10 protein-coding genes and 1 pseudogene are annotated in these 13,208 nt (G+C 63.4%); 7 read left to right on the top strand and 4 right to left on the bottom strand.

The window, feature by feature from the left end:
- Positions 1–27 precede the first annotated feature (27 nt).
- From dnaQ to M1B34_RS09805, 3 genes and pseudogenes are all read right to left on the bottom strand, one after another.
- Complete coding sequence (gene dnaQ / locus M1B34_RS09815; protein ID WP_123332394.1) at positions 28–783, bottom strand: DNA polymerase III subunit epsilon; 756 nt, start codon at positions 781–783, stop codon at positions 28–30.
- Between the two features lie 92 nt (positions 784–875).
- Entirely contained in the window at positions 876–1,328 is a 453-nt protein-coding gene (rnhA, locus tag M1B34_RS09810) for a ribonuclease HI (protein ID WP_123332392.1), read from the bottom strand.
- Between the two features lie 97 nt (positions 1,329–1,425).
- Positions 1,426–2,185, bottom strand: a pseudogene (locus M1B34_RS09805) (methyltransferase domain-containing protein).
- A 65-nt stretch (positions 2,186–2,250) separates the two neighbouring features.
- On the opposite strand from M1B34_RS09805, the gene gloB reads away from it, so the two are divergent.
- The 7 genes from gloB to M1B34_RS09770 all read left to right on the top strand — a co-directional run bounded on the left by gloB (position 2,251) and on the right by M1B34_RS09770 (position 12,147).
- On the top strand, positions 2,251–3,018 hold the full coding sequence (gene gloB / locus M1B34_RS09800) for a hydroxyacylglutathione hydrolase (protein ID WP_268264972.1): 768 nt from the start codon (positions 2,251–2,253) through the stop codon (positions 3,016–3,018).
- 99 nt (positions 3,019–3,117) lie between these two features.
- The gene (locus M1B34_RS09795; RefSeq protein WP_268264971.1) at positions 3,118–4,554 is read left to right on the top strand and encodes a transglycosylase SLT domain-containing protein; all 1,437 of its coding nucleotides are present in this window, start codon (positions 3,118–3,120) and stop codon (positions 4,552–4,554) included.
- Between the two features lie 205 nt (positions 4,555–4,759).
- Entirely contained in the window at positions 4,760–6,589 is a 1,830-nt protein-coding gene (locus tag M1B34_RS09790) for an extracellular solute-binding protein (RefSeq protein WP_268264970.1), read from the top strand.
- The gene (locus M1B34_RS09785; protein ID WP_268264969.1) at positions 6,586–8,439 is read left to right on the top strand and encodes an extracellular solute-binding protein; all 1,854 of its coding nucleotides are present in this window, start codon (positions 6,586–6,588) and stop codon (positions 8,437–8,439) included. The genes M1B34_RS09790 and M1B34_RS09785 overlap by 4 nt, the downstream gene beginning before the upstream one ends.
- Before the next feature lies 1 nt (position 8,440).
- Positions 8,441–9,514 carry a microcin C ABC transporter permease YejB gene (locus M1B34_RS09780; RefSeq protein WP_123332380.1) on the top strand — a complete coding sequence of 358 codons (1,074 nt, stop codon included), beginning with the start codon at positions 8,441–8,443 and terminating at the stop codon, positions 9,512–9,514.
- 1 nt (position 9,515) lies between these two features.
- On the top strand, positions 9,516–10,535 hold the full coding sequence (locus M1B34_RS09775) for an ABC transporter permease (RefSeq protein ID WP_123332378.1): 1,020 nt from the start codon (positions 9,516–9,518) through the stop codon (positions 10,533–10,535).
- 1 nt (position 10,536) lies between these two features.
- The gene (locus tag M1B34_RS09770; RefSeq protein WP_268264968.1) at positions 10,537–12,147 is read left to right on the top strand and encodes an ABC transporter ATP-binding protein; all 1,611 of its coding nucleotides are present in this window, start codon (positions 10,537–10,539) and stop codon (positions 12,145–12,147) included.
- A gap of 42 nt (positions 12,148–12,189) precedes the next feature.
- Here M1B34_RS09770 and M1B34_RS09765 read toward each other — a convergent pair whose 3' ends face one another.
- Positions 12,190–13,158, bottom strand: coding sequence for a GGDEF domain-containing protein (locus M1B34_RS09765; protein WP_268264967.1), 969 nt, complete (start codon positions 13,156–13,158; stop codon positions 12,190–12,192).
- Between the last annotated feature and the right edge of the window lie 50 nt (positions 13,159–13,208).

Below are 13,208 nucleotides of genomic sequence, written 5' to 3'. Positions count from 1 at the left end.
CGGTAACAAAAGATCGCCCCTGGACACTTACTGCTGCTGGGCCTTGGCCTCAGCCATTTGGGTCCAGAGCGAAGGGCCACCGCTAGACTTGGCGATCAAGTCGAGGCGCACCTGGTGTTCGGTCAGCTCGGCCTCGGTGGCCCGGATGATGCGGGTGGGCTGGCGATCAGCCGGCAAGCGGCGGATCTCACTGCCACGCCCGCCGTCAGTACCGCCATTGCCATCGGAGGCGTTGCCGGCCAGGGACAGGCTGGTTTGGCCACCGGTCATGGTCAGGAAGACGTCGGCGAGGATCTCCGAGTCGAGCAAGGCGCCGTGGAGTTCGCGGCCCGAGTTGTCGACGTCGTAGCGTTTGCACAAGGCGTCGAGGCTGTTGCGCTGGCCGGGGTGGCGTTCCCGGGCCATGACCAGGGTGTCGAGGATGGTGCAGTGCTGGGTGATGTCCGCCAGGTCCTTGCGGCCCATCAAGGCGAATTCGTTGTTGATGAACCCCACGTCGAACGGCGCGTTGTGGATGATCAGCTGTGCGCCCTTGATGAACTCGAAAAATTCATCGGCCACTTCAGCGAAACGCGGCTTGCCCACCAGGAACTCGTTGGTAATACCGTGGACGCCGATGGCGCCTTCGTCACTCTCACGGTCCGGCTGCAGGTACACATGGAAATGACGCCCGGTGAGGCGCCGACCGATCAATTCGACGCAACCGATTTCAATGATCCGGTGGCCGTCGGTCACCGGCATGCCGGTGGTTTCGGTATCGAGTACAACAGATCTGTTGGCCATCAGGAATCGGTTCTCAGTGCTTCAAAAAGACGGGATTTTAACACGCTAAAGGCGCTGCGGGCGCTCGTCCGAAGAGCGGCTCCCGCGCGGGTTCAGCTCTGCTTGTAACCGCGCACTTCGTCAACGCCACGGTTGGCCAGTTGGTCGGCACGCTCGTTGCCGTGGTGGCCGGTGTGGCCGCGGACCCATTTCCAGGTGACCTTGTGGCGGTTGACCTGGGCGTCGAGCTGCTGCCACAGGTCGGCGTTTTTCACCGGCTCCTTGGCGGCGGTTTTCCAACCACGCTTCTTCCAGTTGGCCATCCACTCGTTGATGCCCTTCATCACGTACTGGGAGTCGGTGACCAGCAGCACGTCGCACTCGCGCTTGAGCTCTTCGAGCCCGCGAATCGCCGCCAGCAGTTCCATGCGGTTGTTGGTGGTATTGGCTTCGCCGCCCCAGAGTTCCTTCTCCACGCCCTTGCACACCAGCAGTGCGCCCCAGCCGCCAGGGCCGGGATTGCCCTTGCAGGCGCCGTCGGTGAAGATTTCTACGCTATCGCTCATCCAAGCCTTCCATCAAAAATACGCGGCTCGCCGACCAGGATCGGCGATGCCTGGGCTGAGCACGCTCAGCCGCTGCTAAAAAATTAACCGTGGGGGGTCAAGACTCACTGTGACGCCGGTTGACCTTGGCCATCGGCAGCGGGACCAGCTTGCCCATGGGCTCGCGCCGGACCTGGCGCACCGGCCGCAGGCCGACCGCAATCTTGCGCGCCACCAATAGATAGAAGCCGCCGCCGGACAGTTGCCAGTTGCCGGCCACCCGTTCCCAGCCGGCCAGCCGTGCTTGCCAGGCGGACGACGCAAGCGGCGGACGATAGCACCCGAAGCGGCGTTTCTCCAGCGCGAAGCCCAGCAGATTCAGCCAGTCGCTGAGCCGCGACGGCGAAATACAGCGCGCCTGGCGCAAGGCGTCATGGGCGAATACATGGCGCAAGCCCCAACTGCTCCAGGGGTTAATGCCGACGATCAGCAAATGGCCACCCGGGCGCACGCTGCTCGCCGCTTCCCGCAGCAGGCCGTGGGGCGACAGGCAGAAATCCAGGCCGTGTTGCAGCACCACCACATCGGCAGCGTGTTCGCTGAGGGGCCAGGCCTGCTCTTCGCAGACAATGTCCACCCCGGGCAACGGCGCGCCCAGGCGCACGTTGCGCTGCACCTGGGGCGCCACGGGCGGGGCATCCGCCGAGGGGCCGTAATGCACCAGGTAGCCACCAAAAAAAACGCCCCAGCTCTTCATCGAGCATGCGCCGTTCTTCGTCGAGCAAAAATTGCCCCAGAGGCCCGGACAACCAATCCCGGGCCGAGCTGATCAACGCCAGCCAGTCAGGATCGGCCTGAGCAAAGGCTTTATCGGTCATTGCGTTCTCCAACGGGCCAAGAAGCTCTAAGATGCGCCATAGTTTTCACCTTGGCGAATCCGACGATGATACAGATCAGTGCCCTGCCCGCGTTCACCGACAACTACATCTGGTTGTTACAAGATCCCACCCTCCAGCGTTGCGCGGTGGTCGATCCGGGTGACGCCGCACCGGTCCAGGCCTGGCTGCAACAGCATCCGGGCTGGGTTCTCAGCGACATCCTCATCACCCACCATCACCACGACCACGTGGGTGGCGTCGAAGCCCTGAAAAAAATCAGCGGGGCGCGGGTCCACGGCCCGGCCAACGAGCCGATCCCCGGGCGCGACGCGGCCCTGGCCGACCAAGACCGGGTCAACGTGCTCGGCCTGGAGTTCGAGGTCATCGCCGTACCGGGCCACACCCTGGGGCACATCGCCTATTACCACAGCGACCTGCTGTTATGCGGCGACACCCTGTTCGCCGCCGGTTGCGGCCGCTTGTTCGAAGGCACCCCGGAGCAAATGCACCACTCCCTCAGCCGCCTGGCCGCCCTGCCCGACGACACCCGGGTCTATTGCACCCACGAGTACACCCTGAGCAACCTGCGCTTCGCCCAGGCCGTGGAGCCCGACAACGCAGACATCGCGGCGCGCCTGCAAGAAGTCATCGAACGCCGGGAACAGGGGCAAATGACCCTGCCCTCGACCCTGGCCCTGGAGAAGCGCACCAACCCATTCCTGCGCACCGCCGAAACATCCGTTAAACAAAAAGCGGACGAACGGAATGGCCTGGATAACCTGTCGCAGAGTGCGGTTTTTGCGGCCTTGCGCGCTTGGAAAGATAAGTTCTAAGCAGGCTATCTATTGGTACAAAAATTCTGAATGGTTGACCGCACCCGAGGTGCTTCCTAGAATCGCCCGACATTTTTGCCCGGAACTTACTTCCAGCCAATGTCGTCATCTATTCGTAATTCCATCAGTTCAGACGCATTGACGCGCTTGGCCCAGGCCATCGCCGTGGCTGTGTCGGCTACGCTCGCGGGGTGCCAAAGCACCGGCCAGGCCCCGCAGAGCGAAGCGACGCACACTCAGAATTTCAACGCCCGCATCAAGCAGAAACCGATCTGGTTGAGCACCCAGCAGCCAAGCCCGCAAATCCCCCAGGACGTCTGGGAACGCATGCGCCAGGGCTTCCAGTTGCAAGAAGGGTTGGGCGTCAACCCGCGTATTGAACAACAACGCCTGTGGTTCGCCAGCAACCCTTCCTTTTTGGAAAACGCTGGGGAACGCGGCAGCCTCTACATCCACTACATCGTCGAGCGTCTTGAAGAGCGCAACATGCCGCTGGAACTGGCCCTGCTGCCAGTGATTGAAAGCGCCTACAACCCGATGGCCTATTCCCGGGCCGACGCGGTGGGTCTCTGGCAATTCATTCCCTCCACCGGCCGCTACTTCAACCTGCGCCAGACCCGTTTCTACGATGGCCGACGCGACATCACCGCCTCGACCACCGCTGCCATGGACTACCTGACCCGCCTGCACGACATGTTCAACGGTGACTGGTTGCTGGCGCTGGCCGCCTACAACGCCGGCGAAGGCACGGTCAGCCGGGCCATCGAGCGCAACGAAAAGCTCGGCCTGCCCACCGACTACTGGAACCTGCCGCTGCCGGCGGAAACCCAGGCCTACGTGCCCAAGCTGCTGGCCCTGTCGCAAGTGGTACTGGCGCCGGAAGCCTACGGCGTCAACCTCAACCCGATTGCCAACGAGCCGTACTTCCAGGTGGTCGAGATCAACCAGCGCATGGACCTGTCCAAGGTCGCGGCGGTGGCCAACATCGACGAGGACGAGCTGTTCCAGCTCAACCCGGCGTTCAAGCAACGCACCACCATCGACGGCCCGCAGCACCTACTGGTGCCAACCTCCAAGGCGCAGTTGCTGACCACCAGCCTGTCGACCATGCGCCCCGAAGAACTCATCAGCCAGCGTCCGCTCAAGCCGGTGTTCGAAGGCGCGACCCGCACCGAGATCGCTGGCGCCAAGCGCACCTACCGGGTCAAGCGCGGCGACAACCTGGGCACCATTGCCAAGGCCAACAAGGTCGACGTCAAGGACCTGCAACGCTGGAACCAGTTGACCGGCAAGAACCTCAAGGTCGGCCAGACCCTGGTCATGCAGGACAAAAGCAAGCGCATTTCGGGCCGCAGCACCACGGTGGTCGCGGCCAACAACAAGAAGTCGACCCAGTACAAGGTCAAGCAAGGCGACTCGCTGTACATGGTTGCCAAGCGCTTCAACGTCGAAATGCAACACCTCAAGCGCTGGAACCCTCGCGCCGGCCAGGCCCTGAAGCCGGGCCAGATGCTGACGGTCTACCTACCGCATTAAGCTGATCGCCGGCGAGCCCGCTCCTGTAGGAGCCGGCTCGCCGGCGATTGCGTTCTACCCCCGTTCCCCCGCATTCCACCCCCGCCCTGCCCCCCTCGCTAACACACCAGCACCCGGCGACCCGGGATGGCCTTTTTCCTGCCCAGACAAGCTGTTACTGTACGGCCCACAAAGCCCAAGCCGCCTGGACCGGATCCCTGACTTGATGCGTCCCCTGCTCCCGCTACTAATCAGTCTGGCCTTGAGCTTTCCCGCAAGCGCGACAATTACCGAAAGTCATGGTTATGCGCAGTTCGGCACGCTCAAGTACCCAGCCAAATTCACCCACTACGACTGGGTCAACCCCGCAGCGCCGAAAGGCGGCACCTTGCGGGTCATGGCATTTGGCACCTTCGATACCCTCAACCCCTACACCTTCAAGGGCACCAGCCCGGTCACCACAGCCAACTTCCTGCAGTACGGGGTCAATGAGCTGAATGAGCCGCTGATGGTGGGCACCGGTATCTACGCCCCCTCCGGCGACGAGCCCACGTCCAGCTACGGCCTGATCGCGCGCTCCGTGGAATACAGCGAGGACCGCAGTTGGGTGGTGTTCAACCTGCGCCCCGAAGCACGCTTCCACGACGGCACGCCGATCACCGCCTATGACGTGGCGTTTTCCTATCGCCTGCTGCTCAAGGAAGGCCACCCGCAATACCGCACCAACCTGCAGGAAGTGGCACGGGTCGACATCCTCGGCCCGCAGCGCATCCGCTTTGTGTTCAAGCGCAGCGGCAATCCGCTGCTGATCCTGCGCCTGGGCGAGTTGCCGGTGCTGCCTCAGCATTACTGGAAGGGTCGTGACTTCAAGGCCACCACTTTCGAGCCGCCCCTGGGCAGCGGGCCCTACCGCATCACCCAGGTGCAGCCGGGGCGCCAACTGGTGTTCGAGCGGGTCAAGGACTACTGGGGCCAGGACCTGGCGGTGAACCGCGGCTTCAATAATTTCGACAAGGTCGAGGTGGAGTTCTACCGCGACAGCGACGTGGCCTTCGAAGCCTTCAAGGCCGGCGAGTTCGATATCTACATCGAGCACCAGGCGAAGAACTGGGCCAACGGCTACCACTTCCCGGCGGTCAATCGCGGCGACGTGATCAAGGCCGAAGTGGCGCACCAGATTCCCACCCAGACCCAGGGCCTGTTCATGAACACCCGGCGCAGCACCTTTGCCGAGGCCAAGGTTCGTGAAGCCCTGGGGCTGATGTTCGATTTCGAGTGGACCAACCGCACCCTGTTCAGCGGCGCGTACAAACGCGCCACCAGCTACTACCCCAACAGCGAGTTCGCCGCCAGCGGCCTGCCCCTGGGCCACGAATGGCTGCTGCTGTCGCCCTACCGCGAGCAACTGCCGGCCAAGCTCTTCACCCAGCCCTTCACGCTGCCCCAGACCGACGGCCGCGGCATCCCCCGGGAAACCTTGCGTCGCGCCCTGGGCCTGCTTGGCGAGGCCGGCTGGACCCTCAACGGCCAGCGCCTGGTGAACAGCGCCGGGCAGCCGTTGCGCTTCGAGGTGCTGCTGGTCAACCCCAACCTGGAACGCATCCTCCAGCCCTACATCGAGAACCTGGCCAGCATCGGCATCGACGCGCGCCTGCGCACCGTGGACCGGGCCCAGTACAAGCAGCGCCTGGACCAGTTCGATTTCGACATGATCCTCATGACGATGAACCAGACCCTGAGCCCGGGCCTGGAGCAGTGGCAGTACTTCCACTCCAGCCAGGTCGGAGTCAAGGGCAGCAAGAACTACGCAGGCATCAACAACCCTATCGTCGATCACCTGCTGGAACAGTTGCTGGCCGCCCAGAGCCGCGACGAACAACTGGCCGCCGGCCGGGCCCTGGACCGGGTCCTGCTGTGGCAGCACTACATGATCCCCAACTGGTACATCAACTATCACCGCCTGGCGTACCGTAACCGGTTCGCCTTCGTCACCACGCCGCCCTATAACCTGGGCCTCAATGCCTGGTGGCTGAAAGCTTCGGAGAAAGCCCAATGATGCCTTTGCGTAACCTGCTCCTGCGCACCAGCGGCCTGTTGCTGATGGGGGTCGCCTGCATCGCCCAGGCCGCCCCGCAACACGCCCTGACCCTGTACAGCGAGCCGCCGAAGTACCCGGCCAATTTCAAGCACTTCGACTTCGTCAACCCCGACGCGCCCAAGGGCGGCACCTTCCGCGAGGCCGGCTTCGGCGGCTTCGACAGCCTCAACCCGTTCATCAACAAGGGCGTGCCGGCGGACAATATCAGCCTGATCTACGACACCCTGATGCGCCAGAGCCTGGACGAGCCCTTCACCGAGTACGGCCTGGTGGCCGGGCAGATCGAGAAAGCCCCGGACAACAGCTGGGTGCGCTTCTACCTGCGCCCGCAAGCGCGCTTCCATGACGGCCAGCCCATCCGCGCCGAAGACGTGGTGTTCAGTTTCAATACCCTGACCCAGTCCGGCGCGCCGCTGTACCGCACCTACTACGCCGACGTTGCCGAAGTGGTGGCCGAAGACCCGCTGCGGGTGCTGTTCAAGTTCAAGCACAGCAACAACCGCGAGCTGCCGCTGATCCTCGGCCAGTTGCCGGTGCTGCCCAAGCACTGGTGGGCCACCCGGGACTTCAACAAAGGCAACCTGGAGATCCCCCTGGGCAGTGGCCCGTACCAGGTTTCGGAGGTCAAGGCCGGGCGTTCGATCCGCTACCAGCGGGTCAAGGACTACTGGGCCAAGGACCTGCCGATCAACCGCGGCTTCTACAACTTCGACGTCATGGCCACCGACTACTACCGCGACAACACCGTGGCCCTGGAGGCCCTCAAGGCCGGGCAGTTCGACTTCTGGCTGGAGATGAGCGCGAAAAACTGGGCCACCGCCTACAACACCCCGGCCGTGGCCCAGGGCCGCCTGATCAAGGAGCAGATCGTCAACGGCAACCCCACCGGCATGCAGGGCTTTGTCTTCAACACCCGGCGCCCGGTGTTCCAGGACGTGCGCGTGCGTGAGGCCCTGAGCCTGCTGCTGGACTTCGAGTGGAGCAACAAGCAGCTGTTCAACGGCGCCTACACCCGCACCCGCAGCTACTTCGAAAACTCGGAAATGGCCGCCACCGGCCTGCCCGGCCCTGACGAACTGAAAATCCTTGCGCCGCTGCGCGACAAGCTGCCGGCCCAGGTGTTCAGCGAGGCCTATGCGCCGTCGGTGTCCGATGGCAGCGGCATGATCCGCAACCAGCAGCGCCAGGCCTACCAACTGCTGCAGGAGGCCGGCTGGCGCATCGTCGACGACAAGATGGTCGACGCCCAGGGCAAGCCGGTGGTGATCGAATTCCTCCTGGCCCAGACCGAATTCGAGCGGGTGTTGCTGCCGTTCAAACGCAACCTCAGCGACCTGGGGATCGACCTGGTGATCCGCCGGGTCGATGTCTCGCAATACATCACCCGCCTGCGTTCGCGGGACTTCGACATGGTGGTGGGCAGCTTCCCCCAGTCCAATTCGCCGGGCAACGAACAGCGTGAATACTGGAAGACCTCCAGCGCCGACAACCCCGGCAGCCGCAACTTCATCGGCCTCAAGGACCCGACCATCGACGCCCTGGTGGAAGACCTGATCAACGCCGACTCGCGCAGCAGTCTGGTGGCCCATGCCCGAGCCCTGGACCGGGTGCTGCAATGGGGCTACTACGTGATCCCCAACTGGCACATCAAGACCTGGCGCGTGGCCTACTGGAACCACATCGGCCACCCGAGCGTCTCGCCCAAGTACGACGTCGGCACCGCCACCTGGTGGATCAAGCCCGATGCCAAGCCGGCGGTTGAACTGAGCCCTCAGGAGCCGGCCGCTGCAGCCGGCGCGGAGCAATAAGATGCTGGCCTATATCGTTCGCCGATTGCTGCTGATCATCCCCACCCTGCTGGGCATCCTGCTGATCAACTTCGTGATTATCCAGGCCGCGCCGGGCGGGCCGGTGGAGCAGATGATCGCCAAGCTCGAAGGGTTCGAAGGCGCCACCAGCCGGATTGCCGGCGGCGGTGCCGAAGTCTCGGTGGCCGGCTCCAGCTACCGCGGCGCCCAGGGCCTGGACCCGGCCCTGGTCAAGGAAATCGAGAAGATGTACGGCTTCGACAAGTCGGCGCCGGAACGCCTGTGGATCATGATCAAGAACTACGCCAGCCTGGACTTCGGCGACAGTTTCTTCCGTGACGCCAAGGTGGTGGACCTGATCAAGGAGAAGATGCCGGTGTCCATCTCCCTCGGGCTGTGGAGCACCCTGATCATGTACCTGGTGTCGATCCCTTTGGGGATCGCCAAAGCCACCCGCCACGGCAGCCACTTCGACGTCTGGACCAGCTCGGCGATCATCGTCGGCTACGCCATCCCGGCGTTCCTGTTCGCCATCCTGCTGATCGTGGTGTTCGCCGGCGGCAGTTACTTCGACTGGTTCCCCCTGCGCGGCCTGACCTCCAACAACTTCGACCAGTTGAGCTGGGGCGGCAAGATTCTCGATTACTTCTGGCACCTGGCACTGCCGGTGACCGCCCTGGTGATCGGCAACTTCGCCACCATGACCCTGCTGACCAAGAACAGCTTCCTCGACGAAATCAACAAGCAATACGTGGTCACCGCCAAAGCCAAGGGCCTGACCCAACGCAAGGTGCTGTACGGCCACGTGTTCCGCAACGCCATGCTGCTGGTGATCGCCGGCTTCCCCTCGGCCTTTATCGGCATCTTCTTCACCGGCTCGCTGCTGGTGGAAGTGATCTTCTCCCTCGACGGCCTGGGCCTGATGAGTTTTGAAGCGGCGATCAACCGCGATTACCCGGTGGTGTTCGGCACCCTGTTCATCTTCACCCTGCTGGGGCTGGTGGTGAAACTGATCGGCGACCTCACCTACACCCTGGTCGATCCGCGCATCGACTTCGACAGCCGGGAGCATTGAGATGAAATTGTCCCCCCTCAATCGTCGGCGCTTCGAGCGCTTCAAGGCCAACAAACGCGGCTGGTGGTCACTCTGGCTGTTCCTGGTGCTGTTCGGCCTGAGCCTGGGTGCCGAGCTGATCGCCAACGACAAACCCTTGGTGGTGCACTACGACGACGGCTGGTATTTCCCGGCCCTCAAGCGCTACCCGGAAACCACCTTTGGCGGTGAATTCCCCCTGGAAGCCAACTACAAGAGCCCCTACATCCGCGAGCTGCTGGCGGCCAAGGACGCCTGGGTCTTGTGGGCACCAATCCCCTTCAGTTACCAGAGCATCAACTACGACCTGCGCGTACCGGCCCCGGCACCGCCCTCGGCGGACAACCTGCTGGGCACCGATGACCAGGGCCGCGACGTGCTGGCCCGGGTGATCTACGGCTTCCGCATTTCCGTGCTGTTCGCCCTGACCCTGACCCTCCTCAGCTCGATCATCGGCGTCATCGCCGGGGCCTTACAGGGCTTCTATGGCGGCTGGGTGGACCTGGCCGGGCAGCGTTTCCTGGAGATATGGTCCGGGTTGCCGGTGCTCTACCTGCTGATCATTCTCGCCAGTTTCGTCCAGCCCAACTTCTGGTGGCTGCTGGGGATCATGCTGCTGTTTTCCTGGATGAGCCTGGTGGACGTGGTGCGCGCCGAGTTCCTGCGCGGGCGCAACCTGGAATACGTCCGGGCCGCCAGGGCTCTGGGCATGCAGAACGGCGCAATCATGTTCCGCCACATCCTGCCCAACGCCATGGTCTCGACCATGACCTTCATGCCGTTCATCCTCACCGGCGCCATCGGTACCCTGACCGCCCTGGACTTCCTCGGTTTCGGCCTGCCCCCGGGCGCGCCGTCCCTGGGCGAACTGGTGGCCCAGGGTAAATCCAACCTGCAAGCACCCTGGCTGGGCATCAGCGCCTTTGCCGTGCTGGCGATCATGTTGAGCTTGCTGGTGTTTATCGGCGAGTCCGCCCGCGATGCCTTCGACCCGAGGAAATGAGATGAATCAGGACAATCTGATCGAAGTCCGCGACCTTGCTGTCGAGTTTGTCGTCGGCGAACAACAGCAGCGCGTGGTCGAAGGCATCAGCTTCGACATCAAGCGGGGCGAAACCCTGGCCCTGGTGGGCGAAAGCGGCTCGGGCAAATCGGTCACCGCCCACTCGATCCTGCGCCTGCTGCCCTACCCGCTGGCCCGGCACCCGTCCGGCACCATCAACTATTCCGGCCAGGACCTGCTGACCCTGAAAGAGAAAACCCTGCGCCATATCCGCGGCAACCGGATCGCCATGATTTTCCAGGAGCCCATGACCTCGCTGAACCCGCTGCACAGCATCGAAAAGCAGATCAACGAAGTGCTCGGCCTGCACAAAGGGCTGACCGGCAAGGTCGCCACCCAACGCACCCTGGAACTGCTGGAGCTGGTGGGCATCCCCGAGCCGCACAAACGCCTCAAGGCCCTGCCCCACGAACTCTCCGGCGGCCAGCGGCAACGGGTGATGATCGCCATGGCCCTGGCCAACGAACCGGAGCTGCTGATCGCCGACGAGCCGACCACCGCCCTGGACGTCACCGTGCAGTTGAAGATCCTCGAACTGCTCAAGGAACTGCAAGCGCGGCTGGGCATGGCCTTGCTGTTGATCAGCCACGACCTGAACCTGGTGCGGCGCATCGCCCATCGTGTGTGTGTGATGCAGCGCGGGAGAATTGTCGAGGAGGCGTCGTGCGAGCAGTTGTTCAGCGCGCCCCAGCACCCCTACACCTGTGAACTGCTGAGCGCCGAGCCCAGCGGTGGCCCCGCCAGCAACCCGGTGGGCCCGCCGATGCTGGAAGTCGAGGACCTGAAAGTCTGGTTCCCGATCAAGAAAGGCCTGTTGCGCAGCACCGTCGACCACGTCAAGGCGGTGGACGGCATCCACTTCAGCCTGCCCCAGGGCCAGACCCTGGGCATCGTCGGCGAAAGCGGCTCGGGCAAGTCCACCCTGGGCCTGGCGATCCTGCGCCTGATTGGCAGCCAGGGCTCGATCCGCTTCGAAGGCCAGCAGCTCGACGCCTTGTCCCAGCAACAGGTACGGCCGCTGCGCCGGGAAATGCAGGTGGTGTTCCAGGACCCGTTCGGCAGCCTCAGCCCGCGCATGAGCGTGAGCCAGATCGTTGGCGAGGGTTTGCGCATCCATAAGATCGGCAGCGAGGCCGAACAGGAGCTGGCGATCATCGAGGCCCTGAAGGAAGTCGGCCTGGACCCGGAAACCCGTCACCGCTACCCCCACGAGTTTTCCGGCGGACAACGCCAGCGCATCGCCATTGCTCGGGCCCTGGTGCTCAAGCCCCGGCTGATCCTGCTGGACGAGCCGACGTCAGCGCTGGACCGCACCGTGCAACGCCAAGTGGTGGAACTGCTGCGCAAGCTGCAAAGCAAGTACAACCTGACGTACCTGTTTATCAGCCACGACCTGGCGGTGGTCAAAGCCCTGAGCCACCAGTTGATGGTGGTCAAGCAAGGCCGGGTGGTGGAGCAAGGCGACGCGCAGCAGATCTTTGCCGCCCCGCAACACGCCTATACCCAGCAACTGCTGGAAGCCGCCTTTCTGGTGCCGGCCAGCGCCGAGTAAAACCGCCGACACGGGGGCTGGCCAACGCCGCCCCCCGCGCCGTCAGCGCCTGCGCTTGCCAGCGTGTTTGTGCAAATACATGGCCTTGTCGGCATCCGCCAGCAGTTCTTCGATACCCAGGTGGCGATCAGCCTCGAATTCGATCTGACCGACGCTGAAGCGGATGTCATAACCGCGCTGCAGGGTGGCATTGCGCTCGTCAAGGATCTCTTGCAGGCGCGCCATGATCGCCGTGGTTTCCACGTGGTTGGAGCCGGTCAGCAAGGCCACGAACTCATCACCGCCCAGACGGCCGATCACGTCGCTTTCGCGGAAGGCGATGCGCAACACATCGGCAAAGGTTTTCAACGCTGCATCGCCCTCGGCGTGGCCGAAGGTGTCGTTGATGTGCTTGAACTCGTTCAGGTCGAAAAATAGCAGGGTTGCGGGTCGGTCCAGGCGTCGGCAGGCCGCCAGGGCATGCCGCGCCAGGGCTTCGAAGCCGCGCCGATTGGAGAGCAGGGTCAGCTCGTCCATGCTCGCCATCTGCACCGCCGCCAGCTCTTGCTCGGCCATGCGCGCCAGATCCCGCAACAGGTCCCGTTCTTCGTCGTCCAGGTCCCGCGGCCTGACGTCGATCAGGCACAGGGTGCCGAGCTTGGCGCCGTGACCCACGGTCAACGGGTAGCCGGCGTAAAAACGAATGCCTGGCTCGCCGATCACCAAGGGGTTGTCATGGAAACGCAAGTCCAGGGTGGCGTCGTGGATCAACAGGATCTGGTCCCCCAGAATCGCGTGCCCGCAAAACGACAGGTCCCGGGAGGTTTCACTGGCACACAGGCCAAAGCACGATTTGAACCACTGCCGATCACTGTCCACCAGGCTGACCAGGGCAATCGGCACGTTGAACAAGCGCTTGGCCAGGCGTGCCACACGGTCGAAACGTTCCTCGGCCGGGGTGTCCAGTACGTTCAAGCCCTGCAAGGTCTTGATGCGTTCGACTTCGTTGGCAGGTTTATCGGGGGCTAGCATCACTTTCTCCATCAATAGCGATGCTCAGTAGCGTAGTTCAGCCCCAGCAT

The sequence above is a fragment of the Pseudomonas morbosilactucae genome, from assembly GCF_023241715.1.
In the GTDB taxonomy this organism is placed as follows: Bacteria; Pseudomonadota; Gammaproteobacteria; order Pseudomonadales; family Pseudomonadaceae; genus Aquipseudomonas; species Aquipseudomonas morbosilactucae.
The sequence above is the reverse complement of the archived record's forward strand: the minus strand, read 5'-3'. Positions and strand labels throughout refer to the sequence as shown.